The 19573-nt window shown below is 46.8% G+C and carries 21 protein-coding genes; 4 read left to right on the top strand and 17 right to left on the bottom strand.

Annotation, left to right across the window (positions count from 1 at the left end; all coding sequences use genetic code 11):
- Positions 1 to 28 precede the first annotated feature (28 nt).
- From ACXN9U_RS03340 to alr, 4 genes are all read left to right on the top strand, one after another.
- Positions 29 to 1147 (top strand): NADH-dependent flavin oxidoreductase, encoded by a 1119-nt coding sequence (locus ACXN9U_RS03340; RefSeq protein WP_438420204.1) that lies wholly within the window; start codon positions 29 to 31, stop codon positions 1145 to 1147.
- 124 nt (positions 1148 to 1271) lie between these two features.
- Positions 1272 to 1484, top strand: a complete 213-nt coding sequence (locus tag ACXN9U_RS03335; protein ID WP_489202168.1) for a spore germination protein — start codon at positions 1272 to 1274, stop codon at positions 1482 to 1484.
- Between the two features lie 125 nt (positions 1485 to 1609).
- Positions 1610 to 1822 carry a spore germination protein gene (locus ACXN9U_RS03330; protein WP_003153181.1) on the top strand — a complete coding sequence of 71 codons (213 nt, stop codon included), beginning with the start codon at positions 1610 to 1612 and terminating at the stop codon, positions 1820 to 1822.
- Positions 1823 to 2007: 185 nt separating this feature from the next.
- Positions 2008 to 3189 carry an alanine racemase gene (gene alr, locus ACXN9U_RS03325; protein WP_489202167.1) on the top strand — a complete coding sequence of 394 codons (1182 nt, stop codon included), beginning with the start codon at positions 2008 to 2010 and terminating at the stop codon, positions 3187 to 3189.
- 142 nt (positions 3190 to 3331) lie between these two features.
- Here alr and spo0A read toward each other — a convergent pair whose 3' ends face one another.
- The 17 genes from spo0A to spoIIIAF all read right to left on the bottom strand — a co-directional run bounded on the left by spo0A (position 3332) and on the right by spoIIIAF (position 19557).
- Complete coding sequence (spo0A, locus tag ACXN9U_RS03320) at positions 3332 to 4132, bottom strand: sporulation transcription factor Spo0A (protein WP_003153177.1); 801 nt, start codon at positions 4130 to 4132, stop codon at positions 3332 to 3334.
- A gap of 279 nt (positions 4133 to 4411) precedes the next feature.
- Positions 4412 to 5692 (bottom strand): SpoIVB peptidase, encoded by a 1281-nt coding sequence (spoIVB, locus tag ACXN9U_RS03315; protein ID WP_489202166.1) that lies wholly within the window; start codon positions 5690 to 5692, stop codon positions 4412 to 4414.
- Positions 5693 to 5855: 163 nt separating this feature from the next.
- Positions 5856 to 7586 (bottom strand): DNA repair protein RecN, encoded by a 1731-nt coding sequence (gene recN, locus ACXN9U_RS03310; RefSeq protein WP_489202165.1) that lies wholly within the window; start codon positions 7584 to 7586, stop codon positions 5856 to 5858.
- Between the two features lie 31 nt (positions 7587 to 7617).
- On the bottom strand, positions 7618 to 8067 hold the full coding sequence (ahrC, locus tag ACXN9U_RS03305; protein ID WP_003153173.1) for a transcriptional regulator AhrC/ArgR: 450 nt from the start codon (positions 8065 to 8067) through the stop codon (positions 7618 to 7620).
- A gap of 96 nt (positions 8068 to 8163) precedes the next feature.
- Positions 8164 to 9009: a TlyA family RNA methyltransferase gene (locus tag ACXN9U_RS03300; protein WP_060964789.1), complete on the bottom strand. Its 846-nt coding sequence runs from the start codon at positions 9007 to 9009 to the stop codon at positions 8164 to 8166.
- On the bottom strand, positions 9006 to 10907 hold the full coding sequence (dxs, locus tag ACXN9U_RS03295) for a 1-deoxy-D-xylulose-5-phosphate synthase (protein WP_489202164.1): 1902 nt from the start codon (positions 10905 to 10907) through the stop codon (positions 9006 to 9008). Before dxs ends, ACXN9U_RS03300 begins: the two co-directional genes overlap by 4 nt.
- A gap of 142 nt (positions 10908 to 11049) precedes the next feature.
- The gene (locus ACXN9U_RS03290) at positions 11050 to 11940 is read right to left on the bottom strand and encodes a polyprenyl synthetase family protein (RefSeq protein ID WP_489202163.1); all 891 of its coding nucleotides are present in this window, start codon (positions 11938 to 11940) and stop codon (positions 11050 to 11052) included.
- Positions 11930 to 12184 carry an exodeoxyribonuclease VII small subunit gene (locus ACXN9U_RS03285; protein WP_007408352.1) on the bottom strand — a complete coding sequence of 85 codons (255 nt, stop codon included), beginning with the start codon at positions 12182 to 12184 and terminating at the stop codon, positions 11930 to 11932. The genes ACXN9U_RS03290 and ACXN9U_RS03285 overlap by 11 nt, the downstream gene beginning before the upstream one ends.
- Positions 12184 to 13527 (bottom strand): exodeoxyribonuclease VII large subunit, encoded by a 1344-nt coding sequence (gene xseA, locus ACXN9U_RS03280; protein WP_060964786.1) that lies wholly within the window; start codon positions 13525 to 13527, stop codon positions 12184 to 12186. Before xseA ends, ACXN9U_RS03285 begins: the two co-directional genes overlap by 1 nt.
- Positions 13528 to 13650: 123 nt before the next feature.
- On the bottom strand, positions 13651 to 14502 hold the full coding sequence (gene folD, locus ACXN9U_RS03275) for a bifunctional methylenetetrahydrofolate dehydrogenase/methenyltetrahydrofolate cyclohydrolase FolD (RefSeq protein WP_016939002.1): 852 nt from the start codon (positions 14500 to 14502) through the stop codon (positions 13651 to 13653).
- An 11-nt stretch (positions 14503 to 14513) separates the two neighbouring features.
- A complete protein-coding gene (gene nusB, locus ACXN9U_RS03270) occupies positions 14514 to 14906 on the bottom strand; it encodes a transcription antitermination factor NusB (protein WP_016939001.1) in 393 nt (130 codons plus the stop codon).
- Between the two features lie 264 nt (positions 14907 to 15170).
- Positions 15171 to 15578, bottom strand: a complete 408-nt coding sequence (locus tag ACXN9U_RS03265) for an Asp23/Gls24 family envelope stress response protein (RefSeq protein ID WP_016938999.1) — start codon at positions 15576 to 15578, stop codon at positions 15171 to 15173.
- Positions 15579 to 15599: 21 nt separating this feature from the next.
- Positions 15600 to 16952, bottom strand: a complete 1353-nt coding sequence (gene accC, locus ACXN9U_RS03260; protein ID WP_045926702.1) for an acetyl-CoA carboxylase biotin carboxylase subunit — start codon at positions 16950 to 16952, stop codon at positions 15600 to 15602.
- Positions 16953 to 16966: 14 nt separating this feature from the next.
- Positions 16967 to 17446: an acetyl-CoA carboxylase biotin carboxyl carrier protein gene (accB, locus tag ACXN9U_RS03255; protein ID WP_016938997.1), complete on the bottom strand. Its 480-nt coding sequence runs from the start codon at positions 17444 to 17446 to the stop codon at positions 16967 to 16969.
- Between the two features lie 151 nt (positions 17447 to 17597).
- Positions 17598 to 18248: a SpoIIIAH-like family protein gene (locus ACXN9U_RS03250; RefSeq protein WP_060964785.1), complete on the bottom strand. Its 651-nt coding sequence runs from the start codon at positions 18246 to 18248 to the stop codon at positions 17598 to 17600.
- A gap of 3 nt (positions 18249 to 18251) precedes the next feature.
- Positions 18252 to 18944, bottom strand: a complete 693-nt coding sequence (gene spoIIIAG / locus ACXN9U_RS03245; RefSeq protein ID WP_060964784.1) for a stage III sporulation protein AG — start codon at positions 18942 to 18944, stop codon at positions 18252 to 18254.
- Positions 18937 to 19557, bottom strand: coding sequence for a stage III sporulation protein AF (gene spoIIIAF, locus ACXN9U_RS03240; protein ID WP_060964783.1), 621 nt, complete (start codon positions 19555 to 19557; stop codon positions 18937 to 18939). The genes spoIIIAG and spoIIIAF overlap by 8 nt, the downstream gene beginning before the upstream one ends.
- Between the last annotated feature and the right edge of the window lie 16 nt (positions 19558 to 19573).

Below are 19573 nucleotides of genomic sequence, written 5' to 3'. Positions count from 1 at the left end.
TTAAACTTTTAAGGAAGAAGGCGAAATCATGAAGCAAACATATAAACCGCTGTTTGAACCTTTTACGTTCGAAAGCGGCGTTACCATACCAAACCGTATTTCCGTTGCACCGATGACACACTATTCATCGAACGATGACGGAACGATTTCCGAACGTGAATTGAGCTACATTACTCCCCGTTCAAAAGAAATGGGCATGGTCATTACGGCATGTGCAAACGTAACGCCTGACGGCAAAGCGTTTCCCGGCCAGCCCGGCATCTATGATGATTCTCACATTCCGGGCTTGAAAAAACTCGCTCAAGCGATCCAGTCTCAAGGAGCGAAAGCCGTTGTGCAGATTCACCATGGCGGATTGGAATGCCCTCCTGAACTCGTGCCGAATAACGACGTCGTCAGCCCAAGCGGTTCAGAAGAAGACGGCAGACAAACTTCCCGGGCTCTCACTGAACAAGAGATTGAGCACATTGTAAAAGCATTCGGCGAAGCGACACGCAGAGCAATTGAAGCCGGCTTTGACGGTGTTGAAATTCACGGGGCAAACGGATACTTGATTCAACAATTTTATTCTCCGAAAACAAATCAGCGCACAGACCGCTGGGGCGGAAGCGATGAAAAGCGCCTTGCGTTCCCGCTTGCAGTCGTTGACGCTGTCAAACAGGCGATTGATGCACACGCTGAACATCCATTTGTTCTCGGCTACCGCCTGTCACCGGAAGAGCCGGAAACGCCGGGGCTTACAATGAAAGAAACATTCATGCTCGTTGATGCGCTTGCGGAAGAAAACTTGGATTATCTGCATATTTCACTGATGGATGTCAATTCCAAAGCCCGCCGCGGCGCGGATACTTCACGGACACGGATGGATTTATTAAACGAACGCGTCGGCCACAAAGTGCCGCTGATGGCGGTCGGTTCCATCTATACCGCGGACGAAGCGCTCGCCGTATTAGAAAGCGGGATTCCGCTGGTGGCTCTGGGACGTGTCATTTTAATTAACCCTGAATGGGCGGTGCTGGTCAAAGAAGGCCGCGAACAGGAAATCGAAAAAGCCATTAAAGCATCTGAAATTGAGAAATACCGACTTCCTGAACCGTTATGGGAAATGATCCAGAATACAGGCGGCTGGGTGCCGTTTGAAAAGTAATCAAAAAACTGCCGGATGTCCGGCAGTTTTTTTGTTTCATAACTTTTTGCCGCTTTGTTTACTCCTATTTCTGATACGCAGCGTACATATAGTAAATAGATTAATAGAAAGGAGACCGTATATGATGGCTGGTTTTCCTATTACGATTAACAGTCTTTCCGGAAACGGGGTTGTCAATGTCGGCGGTGCGTTTTCGATAAGCCCTTTAACCGTATCAAAAACCGTCTACGGCTCAGGAGGAGGAAATACAGGGATTGTTCTGCAATTAAACCAATCCAGCACGTCTCAATCTCTAAACTCGCAATTCTCTGATCAAAATGTAACGAAAACACTATGATATCTGTATTTCCCTCCCTTTCCGGCTCACAGCAGCCGGTTTTTTTTTGCCGTTTTGTTTAATCTTATTTCACATTACAGCGTACATATAGATAGTAGATTGTGAGAGAAAGGAGAAAAAATAGAATGAGCGGTTGCCCGATTACGATAAACAACGTATCAGGAAACGGAGTTGTCAATGTTGGCGGCGCCATATCCATCAGTCCGCTGACTGCATCAAAAACCGTTTTCGGTGCCGGAGGGGGAAATATCGGCATTGTCATTCAAAACAATGCTGTAAGCCAGTCCAAAATGTTTGAACACCAATTTTCAGATCAGAATATTGTGAAGTCAATTTAAGGGCTGCCATGCAGCCCTTACTGCATAATTAAAGCAGGCGCACTGATTTCCCGAAAACTCGATTTTAAACATCAGCGGTCACCTTCTCATGTTTTGAATGATTTCAGATCAGTGTGAATAAAATGCAGATTGAAAGCATGAAAACACGTCAGTACTGAATCTCATCACGGAAAGAAGGAATCGCGATGAAAAAACTTTGCCGGGAAGTTTGGATTGAAGTTGACCTTGATGCGATCAAAAAGAATGTACGGGCGATCCGCCGCCATATTCCGAAGAAGTCGAAGATTATGGCCGTCGTAAAAGCAAATGCCTATGGCCACGGCTCTGTGGAAGTAGCGCGGCAGGCACTGGAAAGCGGCGCGAGCGAGCTCGCAGTTGCCAGCGTTGAAGAGGGAATTGTGTTACGGAGAGCGGGAATTAAAGCACCTATCCTTGTGCTCGGCTTTACAGCTCTCAGCTGTGTGAAAAAATCTGCCGTTTGGAATATAACATTATCAGCGTTTCAAGTCAGCTGGGTCAAAAAAGCAAATCAGATATTGGAAAAAGAAGCTGATTCGAAACGGCTGTCCATTCATATCAATGTGGATACCGGAATGGGCCGGCTGGGTGTACGCACAGAAGAAGACCTTTTAGCAGTTGTAAAAGCGCTCAAGTCGAGTACATACCTGTCGTGGGACGGGATCTTTACCCATTTTTCAACAGCGGATGAACCTGATACTGAATTGACAATGCTGCAGCATGAAAAGTTCATCAGCTTTCTCCGCTTTTTAAAAAATCAAGACATCCCGCTGCCTACTGTCCATATGTGCAACACAGCCGCCGCTATCGCTTTTCCCGAATTCAGCGCCGATATGATCCGTTTAGGCATCGGTTTATATGGATTATACCCGTCCGCTTATATTAAGGAGCTGAACCTCGTAGATCTCACGCCCGCACTCAGCTTAAAGGCGCGTATCGCTTATGTGAAAGCCATGGTGACAGAGCCCCGGACCGTCAGTTATGGCGCCACATATATCGCTGAACCGGGTGAAATCATTGCGACAATTCCGATCGGCTATGCTGACGGCTACTCGCGCGCCCTTTCCAACCGCGGGTTTATTCTTCACCGCGGCAGAAGAGTGCCGGTGGCGGGGAGAGTGACGATGGATATGATTATGGTCAGTTTGGGTGATAGTGAGGGCAAACAAGGTGAAGAAGTCGTCATTTACGGCAAACAAAAAGGAGCCGAGATTTCCGTTGATGAAATTGCCGAAATGCTCGGTACGATTAACTACGAAGTCGTATCTGTGTTAAGCCGCCGCGTCCCCCGCTTTTATATCAGAGACGGCGAAATCATCAAAGTATCAGCTCCCGTGTTATATGTGTAGATGCCGTAAATCCCGCTTTTATGCGGCATCAAGGTTCCTCGGGCCGGAGGGATCTTCGTCATCAAAAACTCAAAACGCCTTCTCTTCCGCATTCATGCACGGAAAAGAAGGCGTAAAACGTCATCTTGCCATAAAGCTTGCGTTACGAAGCTTTATGCTCCAATCTCAGCTTATCAGCAACCATCGCAATGAATTCTGAGTTGGTTGGTTTTGCTTTTGTCATGCTTACGGTATACCCGAACAGTGAAGAAATGGAATCAATATTTCCCCTGCTCCAAGCGACTTCAATCGCGTGGCGGATGGCCCGTTCTACACGGCTTGCGGTCGTGTTGAATTTTTTGGCGATGTCGGGATAAAGGACTTTTGTGATGCTGCCGAGGAGTTCAATATCGTTGTACACCATGGAAATGGCTTCCCGCAAATAAAGATAGCCTTTAATATGGGCAGGCACACCGATCTCATGGATAATGCTTGTAATGCTGGCATCGAGATTTTTCCGTTTCGGCTCCGGCTGGCTGCGGATGATGCTGCTTTGTGCAGACGGCGCACGGTGTGTGACGCTGCTGACATTTCCGCTTACCTGGCGGATATGGCCGACAAGGTTTTCCATATCAAACGGCTTCAGGATGAAATAGGACGCGCCTAAATCGACGGCTTTTTTCGTAACGTCTTCCTGACCGAATGCCGTCAGCATGATAACGTTCGGCTGTTTCTCAAGCTCTGATTCACGGAGCCGCTCCAAAACCGCAAGTCCGTCCAGATGCGGCATAATAATATCTAAAACGAGCACATCGGGATTTTTATCTTTAAACAAAGAAAGACATTCCTGTCCGTTATAAGCAACGCCGATTACTTCCATATCATCCTGTCCCTCTATATATTCACTCAACAGGCTTACAAGCTCTCGATTATCATCAGCAACACAAACTTTAATTTTCTCCACGTTTCTTCCTCCCCCAATGTATTAACAGGACACAACCTATTTGACTGCTACATGATACATTCGACAAAACCACTACTTCCCCTTTTAAAAAATCCATATTTACCAATAATAGTGGTATATCTTTGTTTTTCTAGCATTTTCTAGGTTTTTCGACTAAAAATTAAGTTTGACAAATCAGGAAACGTGAATTTGTCGAAAAATCTTCATGTCTTATTTTACATGAATCCTGGAAAGAAGTGAAGAACGCGCACATAAAAAAACTGCCGGATGATCCGGCAGTCAGCTTGCTTTGTCTTTTCCATAAACATCAACACCCGCTTCAGATAGCATCCATTCGATATGAACGCCGTAGCCGCTTGTCGGATCATTGACAAACACGTGGGTTACGGCTCCGACGACCTTCCCGTTTTGGATGATCGGGCTTCCGCTCATTCCCTGAACGATTCCGCCGGTTTTTTTCAGCAGTTTCGGATCGGTCACTTTTAACACCATTCCCTTAGTCGCCGGGAATTTTTGCGGAGTGGTGCTGACGATTTCAATATCAAATGTCTCTACTTTATCGTTTTCAATAACCGTCAGCATTTGCGCCGGTCCTTTTTTTACTTCATTTGACAAAGCAATCGGAAGCGCTTTGTCTGAGATGTTGTTTTTAATCGGCTGATGCAGTTTCCCGAAAATGCCGAACGGACTGTTGCGGTTAATATCGCCGATCGTTTTCCGTTCTGACGAAAACCTTGCCAGTTTTTCGCCGGGATTGCCGCCTTTTCCTTTTTCAATTGATGTTACAGTTGAACGGACGATTTCGCCGTCTTCCACAACAATCGGTTTTTTCGTATCCATATCAGAAATGACGTGGCCCAATGCGCCGTATTTTTTTGTTTTCGGTTCAAAAAATGTCATCGTGCCGATGCCGGCTGCCGAATCACGGATATAAAGGCCGATTCGATATTTTCCCTCAGCTTCGTCCTTTGTCGGAATCAGCTTTGTCTTGATTTTTTGCTTATCGCGTTTCACCAATAAATCCAAAGATTCCCCGGTCTTACCCGCTTTTTGAATAAACGGGGCGATGTCGCTCATTTTTTCAATTTTATGTCCGTTCATTTTAATAATGATGTCGCCAGATTCAATTCCCGCTTGTTCTCCCGGAGACTTTTTCCCATCCTTTGTCATCACCTGGTGAAAGCCGACGACCAAAACACCGACTGAATGCAGTTTTACACCGATGGACTGTCCGCCCGGAATGACCTTCAATTCAGGAAGGACATGCACTTTCGTTTTTTTAATGGGGAACCCGGCAAGATCATATACTACTTCTGACCGGCCTTGTTTTTGCCCTGTTATGTTTGCATGACCGTGCTCTTCTTTCAGCGTAAAGGCTTCTGATAATTCGCCCTTTTCAGCGCTTATTGATGCATTGACCGGAACGGCTTGTGTCTGGTTTTCAAAGACGCTCATTTCTGACGGTATCAGTAAATATTCTTTAAATGGTTTAAAAAAGCCTACACTTAGTAAAGAAACAAGGAGAATTACACCTATTGCTTTCCTCATGTTATCGTGCATTCATTCCTTCACTCTCCTCGCTCCTATCCCACACCACTTTCTTTTTCTGCTACCTCTATACTTTTGCCTTCCTGCGCTTGATTTATAACCGGCATACGAAGAAAAACATTGGATACACTGTTAGAGAAATGGAACAAAAAAATAAGCTGCCTGTATCAGCAGCTTATCCTGTCGATTTTACCTGTCCGGCCTGTTTTAAAAGCTCTTGCGCATGCCGTTTTGTCAGATCGGTCACTTCAACCCCCGCAATCATGCGGCCGATTTCCGCTACCTTATCCTGCTTGGAAAGCGGCGTGACATGCGTTGTCGTCCGTCCGTCTTTGAATTCTTTTGCGATCAAAAGGTGCGTATCCGCCATAGCGGCAACCTGCGGCAGGTGTGTAATGCAGAGCACCTGTGAACCGGTCGATACTTTATGGATTTTTTCCGCGATGGCTTGGGCAACCCGCCCGCTTACGCCGGTGTCCACTTCATCAAAGATGATGGAGGTGACATCCTGCTGAGAAGAAAAAATACTCTTCAGCGCCAGCATCACCCTTGAAAGTTCGCCGCCGGATGCGACCTTTGACAGCGGTTTTAAGGGCTCACCGGTGTTCGTTGAAATTAAAAATTTCACAAGGTCAATCCCCTTTTGGGTAAGCTGCACGGGCTGGCCGTTGACAACCGGCGCTTCACTGGCAGACGGATCGGTTTTCACGAGGAATTCCGCATCAAACGTTGATTTGCCCATATACAGGCTTTTTAATTCCTGATGAATTGCTTCCGCCAGTTTTTTAGCCCAGGCTTTTCTGATTTTTGATAAATTGGCGGCTTCTACGGCCACATCTTTGCCGACGGACTCCAGCTCCTTCTTCAGCGCTTCAAGGTGGCTGTCGCGGTTTTCGATTTGATCAATTTCCTCTTCTATTTTGGAGCCGTATTCCAGAATGTCTTCGACCGTCGCTCCGTATTTACGCTTCAGCTGTTTAATCTCGTTTAAACGGGTTTCAATAAAATTCAGCCGTTCCGGGTCATACTCCAGATCATCCAGCAGATTGCGCATTTGAAAGGTTGCATCCTCCAGCAGATAATAGGAACTTGACACACTTTCTGACAGCTTTTGCAGCGGTTCATTGATATCCGAAATGTCTTCAAGCTGGGCAGAGGCCATTCCGACCCAGTCAAGCCCCCCCTGTTCGCTGCGGAGCGCATTATAGGCATTTTGCAATGATTCATAAATTTTTTCAAAGTTGGATATCTGCTTCCGCTCTTCTTGAAGAAGCTCGTCTTCATTCAATTCAAGCTTCGCTGATTCGATTTCTTCAAGCTGAAATTGGATCAGATCTAACCGATGCGCCATTTCCTGTTCGCTTTCCGACAGCTTCTTCACTTTTTTGAGCAGCTTCATATAACGGTCGTAGCCTTCTTGGTATGCCTGAAGCGCTGATTCGGCCTCAGCACCTGCAAATTTATCCAAAAGCTCTAAATGCTTGTCATCTTCCATTAACAGCTGGTTGTCATGCTGCCCGTGAATATCTAATAAAAGTCTGCCGATCTCCCTCAAAGCCGCAATCGTTACTAATTTACCGTTGACACGGCAGACGCTTTTTCCCCCGGCATTAATGTCTCTTCTCATGACAATCATGTCGTCAGATGCGTCTATTCCCTGCTCACGGCACACCTCAAAAACGGGATGGCCGCTGTCCAAAAGAAACAGTCCTTCAAGCTCGGCCTTTGTTTCACCGTAACGGACAAATTCAGACGACCCGCGGCCGCCGACTAACAGGGAAACGGCGTCTATAATAATTGACTTGCCGGCCCCTGTTTCTCCCGTCAGGACGGTGAGCCCCCGTTCAAACGAAATCGTCAGTTCCTCTATAATGGCAAAGTTTTTTATTGATAGTTCAGCTAACAAACAGCATTCCACCTTTTATCTGATAATTACGCTACAGCAGCTCCAAAAGACGGCTTTGAACGCCCTCCGTATCTTCAGGCGTCCTGCAGATGATTAAAATTGTGTCATCTCCGCAGATCGTGCCCATGATTTCTTCCCATTCGAGATTATCCATCAAAGCGCCGATTGCCTGCGCATTCCCCGGCATCGTTTTTAATACGATCATGTGGCTTGCTGAGTCAATTTTTACGAACGCATCCATTAATGAACGCTTCAGTTTTGACAGCGGGTTGAACCGCTGATCCGCCGGCAGGCTGTATTTGTAGGAACCGTTATTGGTCGGCACCTTTACGAGATGCAGTTCTTTAATGTCCCTGGAAACAGTCGCCTGGGTTACCTTATACCCTTCTTCTCTCAGCATGTCAACTAAGTCATCCTGCGTTTCAATCTCATGGCTTGTAATAAGCTCTCTGATTTTTATATGCCTTTGGCCTTTTGTCATGTAAGCACCTCTGTTTTCAAGCTGTTCTTGTCATTATGTTAACCGCTTCTTGATAAAAAGTACATGATGGCAGAAAAAAGGAATAATAGCCCCCTATTATTCCGGTACATCTGTCTTTTTGGCTTTTAATGTTTCATGTGCTTCACGGACGGTACGGAGAATATCTTCTTCCGGCAGTTCAGCGCCGTTTCCGTCTTCTCCCTCCCACTTCAAATGAAGCAGAAACTCGATATTGCCGTCTCCCCCTGTAATCGGTGAGAAGGACAGTCCTTTCACTGTATATCCTTCAGAAGCGGCAAACTGATTCATACGGCGGAGAACGTCAGCATGAACGCCGGGATCTCTGACAATGCCTTTTTTTCCGACTGATTCACGCCCGGCTTCAAATTGCGGCTTCACCAGGGCGATACAATCGCTTCCCGGCACAAGCAGCGTTTTTAAAACCGGCAGAATAAGACGGAGTGAGATGAAAGAAACATCAATCGTCGCGAATTCCGGCAGACCCTCAGTGAAATCGGAAGGCTCGGAATAGCGGAAATTCGTCCGTTCCATGACGACGACCCTCTCGTCCTTTCTCAGCTTCCAAGCGAGCTGATTATAGCCGACATCTACTGCATAGGAACGTTCGGCGCCGTTTTGAAGGGCGCAATCTGTAAATCCTCCAGTAGACGAGCCGATATCAATCATTGTTTTGCCTTTTACTGAGACGGGAAACACCTCAAGAGCTTTCTCAAGCTTTAATCCGCCTCTGCTGACGTATTTAAGAGGGTTTCCTTTTACCGTTAACGGAAGATCCCGGGCGATTTTTTCACCCGGTTTGTCCAATCGGTTTTCATTTGAGTATACGATGCCCGCCATAATGGCGCGTTTCGCTTTTTCCCGCGTTTCCGCAAGGCCTTTTTCTACAAGAAGTACATCTAATCGTTCTTTTTTTGCTGTCATGATCCAATTCCTTTATGTGTCTTCGGCGGCATCAGCAGTTTAATCCGGTTCATAACCTCAGCCTTTGTGAGACCGATTTCTTCAAGCAGCGCGGTTACGCTTCCGTGCTCAATGAACCGGTCAGGAATGCCCATTCTGTCAATCGGCGTATGATACATGCCGAGGTCATGAGCGAATTCAAGAATCGTGCTTCCGAATCCGCCTTCAAGCACGGCTTCTTCAATCGTTAAAATCGGCAGACCTTCATTAAGAATCGCCTTCATCATTTGTTTATCAATCGGTTTTATGAACCGCGCATTCACGACACGCACGGACAGGCCTTCTTTTTGCAGTTCTTCAGCCGCTTCCAGCGCCATTTCAATGGTCGTACCGAATGTTAAAATGACCGCGTCTTTTCCGGGACGGAGCACTTCCCATGTTCCGATCGGAATGGTTTTCAGCTCTTTATCCATCTTTACGCCGAGCCCGTTTCCGCGCGGGAAGCGCATCGCGATCGGACCCTCCTCATAAGCAAGAGCTGTATTGACCATATGGCGGCCTTCATTTTCATCCTTCGGCATCATTAAAACGAGGTTCGGTATATGACGCAAAAAGGCAATGTCAAAGACGCCTTGATGCGTCTCCCCGTCAGCGCCGACTAAACCCGCGCGGTCAATGCCGATAAATACATTCGCGTTTTGACGGCAGATGTCATGGACGATCTGATCATACGCCCGCTGCAAAAAGGTCGAATAGATCGCGAGAAACGGCTTCATGCCTTGAAGCGCCATTCCCGCGGCCATCGTCGCCGCATGCTGTTCTGCGATTCCGACATCAAACATGCGCTCTGGAAATTCTTTCGCAAACCCTTCCAGCTTAGAACCGACCGGCATGGCCGGTGTAATCGCGACAATTCTGTCATCCTCGCGCGCCAGCTCCTGGACGGTGCCGCTGACGAGCCCGCTCCATGAAGGCGCCGCGGCTTTCGGCTTGACGAAATCACCCGTATTGATTTTGTACGGGCCGGTCCCGTGCCATGTCCCGATTGTGTCCGTCTCTGCCGGTTTATAGCCTTTGCCCTTTTTCGTGATGACATGTAAAAGGACAGGGCCTTTTGTTTTTTTGGCGTATTGCAGGTTTTCAAACAGCTCGTGGTAGGAATGACCGTCTACCGGGCCTAAATACGTAAAGCCCAGCTCTTCAAAAAACATGCCTGACACAAGCATATATTTTAAGCTGTCTTTTATCCGCTCAGCCGTGGCGGCCAATTTTCCGCCGACGGCCGGGATGCGCTTAAATAAATATTCCAGCTCGTCTTTTACCCATTGATACTTGCCGGCCGTGCGAAGCCGGCCGAGCATAGAATGAATCGCCCCGACATTCGGCGCAATGCTCATCTCATTATCATTCAGGATGACAATCATATCTTTTTTCTCATCACCGATATGGTTCAGTGCTTCAAGCGCCATTCCTCCGGTTAAAGCCCCATCCCCGATAATCGGAATGATATATTCTTTCGTCCCTTTAATATCGCGGGCGGCAGCCATTCCCATCGCGCCGGAGAGCGATGTTGAGCTGTGGCCTGTTTCCCATACGTCATGTTCGCTTTCGCTGCGTTTCGGGAAACCGCAAAGCCCTTTATATTGGCGCAAGGTTTCAAACTCCTTGCCGCGTCCGGTTAACAGTTTATGAACATAGGACTGATGTCCGACATCCCATAAAAATTTATCTTTCGGACTGTCAAATTCTTTGTGAAGCGCAATCGTCAGCTCGACAACCCCGAGGTTCGGCCCGATATGGCCGCCTGAGGCAGACAGCGATGTGATGAGAAAATTGCGGATTTCCTCACCCAGCTCTTCCAGCTGTTCAATTGACATCTTTTTAAGAAATGACGGGTCCTGTATTGATAAAAGATCCAAAGCGGATCAACTCACTTTCAGCATGAATTTCTGCAAATTAAACAGTGTCTTTTTGAAAAAAGAAAAAGACTCTCTTTTTATTTTCATCGAAACTGCTTACATTTTACCATAGGAGCGGCAGCCCCTTCAAATCAGGATCGTTTTAATGATCTCTCGCCGCTATTAAATCGCAGAGGTCATGCAGCAGTTCTTTCTGAAGAGCTAGGCCGCTGATGATCCGTTTCGCCTCGCTGATATGATACGAAAGCTTCTCTTTCGCACCTTCAAGCGTTAAAAGCGACGGATACGTTGACTTTTCATTCGTCGTGTCTGAACCGACCGGTTTGCCGATCTTCTCCTCATGCCCTTCAATATCAAGGATGTCGTCTCTGATTTGAAATCCGATGCCGATATGGCTGCTGAACAGACGAAGCTTTTCGATTTCATCCTCCGGCGCATCTGCCAAAATAGCGCCTGCCGTCACGGAAAAGCCGAGGAGCTTGGCCGTTTTCCGCTCATGGATGGATTCCAGCTCCTCAAGCGTTACCTGCTTTTGTTCCGCTTCCATGTCGGCAGCCTGCCCGCCGACCATTCCTTCCGTTCCTGCCGCTTTGATCAGCTCCTCGACGAGGCGGAGCCGTTTTTCCGCTGAAACCGCGTCAGACACGTGTGATGTGATTAATTTAAAGCTTTCTGTCAGAAGTCCGTCTCCGGCCAATACAGCTGCCGCTTCTCCGAAGACTTTATGGTTTGTCGGCTTTCCCCGGCGCAAATCATCATCGTCCATGCAAGGCAGATCATCATGGATTAAGGAATACGTATGAATCATTTCAACAGCGCATCCGACCGGAATCCCGTCTTTTTCATCTTTTCCGTAAGCATTCAAAACGGCTAAGACAACGAGGGGGCGCAGCCTCTTTCCGCCCGCTTCCAAAGAATACAGCATAGATTTTTTGAGGGTTTCCGGCATGGCGAGCCGTTCTGTATACAAGGAAAGATGCCGCTCAATCAGTTGTTTGCGCGATGCTAAAAATGCGTCCAGTTTATTTGTCACCTTCGTCTTCCTCCTGAACGCTGAAAGGCGCAAGTTCTCCGTTATCTTTTAAAATAAAGTCCATTTGTTTTTCGACATGCTGAAGCTTTTCATGGCACATTTTTGAAAGGGCCATTCCTTCCTGAAAATAATTAATCGCCTGCTCCAGCGGCACGTCGCCTTCTTCAAGCTTTGCGACAATGCCTTCAAGGCCTTTCATCGCCTCTTCAAATGTCAGCTCTTCACTTTTTTTGGTTTCTGTCATTATCGTTCGCCTCTCTTTTGCAATACTTCACACGTCAAAACGCCGTCTGTCATCTTTACTTCAAGCGTATCATGTTGTTCCACTTGATCAACGCTTTTGATCAGCTCTTTGTCTTTATAGGCCAGACTGTATCCTCTCTCCATAACTTGAAGGGGACTTAATGCATTCAGTTTACCAAGAACCGTCTGAAACTGCGAATGAAGCTGCTTCAGCTGGACATTCATGCTCCGCGTCAGCTGATTTGATCGCTCTTCGTACCGTTTTTTCGCCTGTTTCAGCTGGGTTTCAGGGTGAAGCGCCGTTAATCTGTACGTATTCCGCTCCAGCTGCCTTTCTTTCCGCTCCGTAAGCTCTGTGAGCTGTGCTTGGAATTGCTGATACAAAAGGTCAAACTGCTGTTCTTTTTGGGTATACAATCGTTTCGGAAAACGGAATGCGTAAGATGACTGGAGCGATTGAACCCGTTCTTTTTTCTTGCCGATATGCTGCTGCATCGCTCTTGTCAGGCGGACTTCCGCCGTTTTTGCCCGTTCCATTAAGTCCGTCGTGTGAGGAACGGCGATTTCTGCCGCTCCCGTCGGCGTTGCAGCCCGGATATCCGCGACGAAATCACTGATTGTAAAATCTGTTTCATGTCCGACGGCCGATATAACCGGAATGGCGGAAGCAAAAATCGCCCGGGCAACGATTTCTTCGTTAAACGCCCACAATTCTTCGATCGAGCCCCCTCCCCTTCCGACGATCAGAACGTCACACATCTTTTGCGAATTGGCTTCTTCAATGCGCTTCACAATCGATCTGCTGGCGTTTTCACCCTGAACGAGCGCGGGAAGCACAATGACTTTCACCAGAGGGTATCTTCTTTTGAGTGTGGTAATGACGTCTCTGACGGCCGCTCCCGTCGGTGACGTGACAACCCCGATCGTGGCTGGAAAAGCGGGGATGGCCTGCTTATGCCGGTCATCAAACAACCCTTCGCCGGCGAGTTTTTTCTTTAATTCTTCATAGGCTAAGTAAAGCGCCCCAACACCGTCCGGCTGCATTTCTTTCGCGTACAGCTGATAGCTTCCGCTCGGTTCATAGACGGAGATGCCGCCTCTTACGATGACCTTCATTCCGTCCTCAGGCTTAAACGCAAGCCTTGAACTTTGCCTTTGAAACATGACGGCCTGCATGCGGGCATGTTCATCTTTTAAAGTAAAATAGATGTGGCCTCTTGTATGGATTTTAACGTTGGACAGCTCACCTTTAATCCAAATGTCTTCAAGATGAGGGTCTACATCGAATTTTCGTTTAATATATTTGGTCAGTGCGGAAACCGTGACATATGCCGCTTCACTCACATCCTGCACTCCTTTCATAAAGGCTTCTTGCCCTAAACTAAGAAAACCCGCTCTGGCTGAAAGGAGCCTTAAGAAGCGGGTATCGTGCTCATTGTCACACTTTTTGTGACTGTCTCCGGTTATCTATGATAACGTACGTCTGGCAGATTTAACAGTATTATGCGCAAGCATCGTGATGGTCATCGGACCTACTCCGCCCGGGACCGGCGTAATGAAAGATGCTTTTTCTTTCGCTTCATCAAACTGAACGTCTCCGCAGAGTTTTCCGCTTTCGAGACGGTTGACGCCGACATCAATGACAATGGCGCCCTCTTTGATTTGATCAGCTGTGATGAAGTTCGCTTTACCGACCGCAACCACAAGAATATCTGCTTTTTTCGTATGCTCAGACATATTTTTTGTACGGGAATGGCAATATGTGACGGTCGCATTTTCGTTCAGCAGCAGCTGGCCGACCGGTTTACCGACAATATTGCTTCGTCCGACTACAACAACTTCTTTGCCGGAAAGATCTACGTTCGTCTTTTTCAATAACTCGACAATTCCGTGCGGTGTGCAAGGCAGAAATGTATCTTCTCCAAGCAGCATTTTCCCGACGTTGAGAGGGTGGAAACCATCAACATCCTTATCAGGGGAGATCCGCTCGATGACGGCTTTTTCAGAAATATGATCCGGGAGCGGCAGCTGGACGAGAATGCCGTGAAATTCCGGATTTTGATTGTACTCATCAATCACTGTTAAAAGCTCCGCTTCGGTTAAGCTTGAGTCAAAGCGGTCAAGCTTAAACTTCATTCCCATTGTTTCAGCGGCTTTTTTCTTGCCTGTCACATATGAAACAGAGGCGGGATCGTCGCCGATTAAAATGACCGCCAAGCCCGGCACTACGCCTTGTGCTTTCAGCTCTTCTACTTCTTTTGCCAATTGTTCGCGTTTTTCTTTAGCCGTTTCTTTTCCGTCGATGATTGTTGCAGTCATTTTCTTTCCTCCTATGATTCAATATCAGTTTTGATGTTAGAAAGAACCCCGTTTACGAATTTTGCAGCTTTATCGTCGCCGAACCGTTTTGCCAGCTCGATGGCTTCGTTTAATGACACGTTAGCAGGAATGTCGTCAGTATAAACCATTTCATACACCGCCAGACGGAGGATCGCGCGGTCTACGTTTGCAATCCGGTCAAGCTTCCAATTGACGAGATGGCCGGAAATCATTTCATCAAGCTGCACCTGATGTTCAAGCACTCCGTACACCAGCTGTTCAAAGAAGTCATCTGTTTTTCCGCCATCAAGCGCGTGCTCGATGGCCTCGTTCGGTGCAATATCGCTGACATCAATCTGAAAAAGTGCCTGCAAAGCTTTTTCTCTAGCTGTTCTTCTTTTCATTTTCTTTCTCCTTCAGATCCGCTTTATCCGCTTGTCGTTAAGCCTAAAGAGATCATAACATATTTTTTTCCCAATCGCATGTCGAAATTTAGGTTTTTTCACCCTAATACCGAATGTTTTCACAAACCCTTTGAATTTCATTCGGATTTCACAGCATGAAGAAACTCGGCTGCCGTTTGTAAGCCGGCTTTCTTCATGCCTGAAAAGAAGGGAAACGTATAAAAAACCAAAGGGCTGCCCATCCCCTTGGTTTTTATACGCTCATTACATTTCTTCGTCGATTTCGACTTCTTGGGCTTTCGTGTCAAATTGAATGCCGACGATATGAATATTGATTTCATTGATGGTCAGAGACGTCATATTTAATAAGGTTTGGCGGATATTCTCCTGAACGCTTGCCGCCACTTTCGGGATCGAAATCCCGAATTGAACGACGCAATAGACGTCAATGGTAATCCCGTCATCGGCTAAATCGACCTTTACGCCTTTGCCGTGATTGATTTTGCCGAAGCGTTCTACGACGCCCGTGGCGAAATTGCCGCGCATTTCAGCTATTCCTTCAACCTCGGAAGCGGCGATGCCGGCAATGACTTCAATGACTTCAGGAGCAATTTCAACTTTGCCTAAATGACCCTCATCATGATCCATTTTAAGCACACTGTTGTCTTCCATTCAATTCACCTCCCGCAAAAATTATGAGCCCATTACATCATATGTTTCTAAAAACTTTGTATTAAACTCTCCGCTGACAAATGTTTCATGTTCAAGCAGTTTCAGATGGAACGGAATCGTTGTTTCAATACCTTCAATCACAAATTCGCTCAGTGCGCGTTTCATCCGTGCGACCGCCTCATCACGCGTTGTTCCGTATGTGATGACTTTGGCAATCATGCTGTCATAGTACGGCGGGATCGAATAGCCCGGATATGCGGCTGAATCCACGCGCACGCCGAGTCCGCCCGGCGGCAGGTACATGTTAATCTTACCAGGTGAAGGCATGAAGTTTTTCGCAGGATTTTCAGCATTGATGCGGCATTCAATTGCCCAGCCGTTAAATTCAACGTCTTCCTGTCTGAGCGAGAGCTCCTGTCCGGATGCCACTTTGATCTGTTCTTTGATCAGATCCGTTCCCGTCACCATTTCTGTGACAGGGTGCTCTACTTGAATACGCGTGTTCATCTCCATGAAGTAATAGCGCTGTTCTCTGTAGTCATAAATGAACTCTACTGTACCGGCTCCCGTGTAACCGACAGCCTTCGCTGCTTTTACCGCTGCTTCACCCATCTGCTCTCTGATTTCAGAATCAAGCGCAGGTGACGGCGACTCTTCAAGAAGTTTTTGCAGACGTCTTTGGATAGAACAGTCACGCTCTCCAAGATGGATCGTGTTTCCGTAATTATCGGCAAGCACCTGAATTTCAACATGGCGGAAATCTTCTATGTACTTCTCGATGTACACACCCGGATTTCCGAATGCCGTAGCGGCCTCCTGCTGGGTGATTTCGATGCCTTTAATCATCTCTTCTTCTGTGCGTGCGACCCGGATGCCTTTTCCGCCTCCGCCCGCAGTGGCTTTTATAATCACAGGATACCCAATTTCACCCGCAAGCGAAACCGCTTCTTCGGTATTTTTTATGATTCCTTTTGAACCGGGCACAATCGGCACGCCTGCCTGCTGCATCGTGTCACGTGCGATATCTTTTGTCCCCATCTTCGAAATGGCGTCAGCCGAAGGGCCGACAAACGTCACGTTTAATTCCTCGCACAGCTCGGCAAAATCGGCGTTTTCAGCTAAGAATCCGTATCCCGGATGAATCGCATCCGTACCGGTCAGCTTTGCGACGCTGACGATGTTCGTTACATTTAAATAGCTCTCTTTTGATGTTTTCGGCCCGATACAAAAAGCCTCATCGGCCATTTGGACATGCAGGGCCTCTTTATCTGCCTCAGAATAAACGGCTACAGTTTCAATGCCAAGCTCTTTGCAGGCCCGGATGATTCTGACGGCAATTTCTCCTCGGTTGGCGATCAATAGCTTTTTAATCATAATAGCAGGTCTCCTTACTCAGCTTTTACAAGAAATAGAGGTTGTCCGTATTCGACCAGCTGGCCGTTTTCAACTAACACTTCAACGATTTCTCCTTTTACTTCCGCTTCAATCTCGTTAAAGAGTTTCATTGCTTCTACGATACAAACCACTGTATTTTCGTTCACTTTTGAACCTTGGTTTACGTAAGGGCCGGCTTCCGGCGATGAAGAAGCATAAAACGTTCCGACCATCGGAGACGTAATTTTGTGCAGGTTTTCATCTTGTTTCGGCGCTTCCTGAACAGGATCGGCTTCGCGCGCTTCCGGTTTTGCAGCCTGCGGAGCAGGTGCGTAAGCGGCGGGAACAGCTGGGGCTTGTCCCGTTATATTCACTGCCGGCGCTTCATTTTTTTTCAGCTTCAGACTTACGCCTTCCATCTCGTAAACAAATTCGTCAATGGAAGATTCATCGATTCTTTTTATCAGTTCATGAATTTCGTTGATTTTTAACATCAGTTCCACTCCTATGTATAAAAAATAGAAATTTATGGGTTGCTACTAAAAGTACATACTATGTTTATCTTACAGGAGCGGTTGTGTAAATTCAACACTGATCTAAAATGACAGCAAAAAAGCCCGCAGCGGGTGCGGGCGGTTCAGGCTCTTATTTTGTCGGTTCAAACGTAACGGCGACGTCTTTCATATTCTTGATTTCTTTTTCCACCAGGTCAATGATGGCGGAAGCTTTTGCGTTTGAATGTTTGTCAGACATGACCGTAATGTTGATTTTGTCACCTTCAGCATCCACGAGCGCATCTTTGTAGCCTTGCGTTTTAATGAGCGTTTCCAGCTGTTTTTCTGTCCCTTCCGCTTTGCCGAGCGCCGTCATTTTATCGTAGGCTTCGCTTTTTTCTTTTGCTGTCGCATCATCGCTTGAAACGATGCTGTTTAACTGTTCTCTTTCTTTGCTTCTCGCGTCTTCAAGTTCCATGCGGTATGCGGTAAATAAATTTTCATCAGCTGTTTCTGTGGCGACCGATCCGTCTTTTTCCGATGCTTCGGCTGACGTTTCTTTATCCTCTTTTGTGCCTTTAGAATCTTTCATTCCTTTTGTTCCGTCTTCTTTTTCTGTGCCGCTTTCGCTCTTTTCTTCCGTTTTAGGAGCCGGCGTTTTTTCTGTGGCGATTTCCCCGCTGCTTTTTTCGGTTTTCATCTGCACGGCATTTTTGCTTTCCGGAGACATAATATAATAAACACTTAATACCACGACGAGACTGAGCATTGTTAAAAGCCAAACCGTTTGTTTTTTCAGCATGATTTATGAATCCTCCTTGATTTTTTTAGGGGCAACCGCTACACGGTAGCTCGGAACATCAAGCACCCTTGTGACGGCATCAATGATGGTTTTTTTTATTTGAACGTTGTCCACTCCTTGAGCGACAACGAGTACACCGCGGATATCGGGTTTTTTCGTCTGGACGACGACCGGGGTTTCCTGATCCCCGTTTCGAATCATGACAATTTGTTCTTCAGAGGTTTGATCGGTTACGCTTCTTTTGCCGCCTTCTTTATCGGTTTCTTCAGTGGTGGTGTCTTTTTTCGTTTTATTTTTCTCAAACACTTTTAAAGATGTGGCGTCTACGTTTACGACTATTGATACATCCTCCACGCCGATAATCGTTTCAAGGATCTCTTTCAGCTGGTTTTCATAGTCTCTCTCGTAATCATCAATCGTGTTTTTGGCGCTGCTGTCTTTTGATGCTTTAAAAACGGGTGCGCTTTTTTGCCCGCTCTTATCGTCCGCACGGCCGGACATGACGGTCTGCGCCGTTTCGCCCTTCCCGGTTTTTTCCGGTGAAGAGAACATCTGGCTGACCAGCATAAAAGATACGCCGAGCACAAACACGAACAGAAAGTAATGATATTTTGTCAGTTTTGGTTTTTCTCCGTCTTTCGCCTGTCCGATCATCAGCTGTTTTTTGAGTATGGTCCATAGTCCGTTTTTATTCATGGCCGTTTTTCTCCCCGCCTTCCATATAAACCGTAATTTTCTCACTGCCGATTTCCCATATATCCGCAAGTTTTCCTTTGATGACTGCGGCCTCCTTTTTGCCGGCTGCGCCTTCGGGTTCGTATTTGCGGTCTGTGCGGATGTCGATCGGTGCGACGGTTTGCACGGTTTTTTCAGAAGATGGGGCCATATACACGCTGATCGTTTTTACATCTTCTTCTGAACGAACCTGTTCTTCCGCTGTAAGGCGGATGTCGTCTATTTTGTATTCGTCATGACTGAACATCTCCTCCGCTTTCTTTTTTAGTTGGACAGCCATTTCTTCTAAAACATATGCGCGGTTTGATGCTTGTATTTCTTTTTTTTCTGATTTGATTTGATTTTTTATGTCAGCGGATTGAGATTGCTCTTGTTTTGTCAAATAATCGAAGATGATCTCCGGGTCTGTTTTGAAAAGTTTGAATATCGGGTTGAGCATGACAATGATTAACAGCAGGCTGACAACCATCTTTGCGTATTTTTGCATACTGGAGCTGGGCAGCAGCATGTCGATGACGATGGCAAATAAGATAAACAAAATAATGCTTGTCAGCCATTCTGTTAAAAAGCTCATATCCAATGGGCCTCCT

The sequence above is a fragment of the Bacillus sp. BACIII genome, from assembly GCF_057836745.1.
This window is presented reverse-complemented; position numbering and strand designations above follow the sequence as displayed.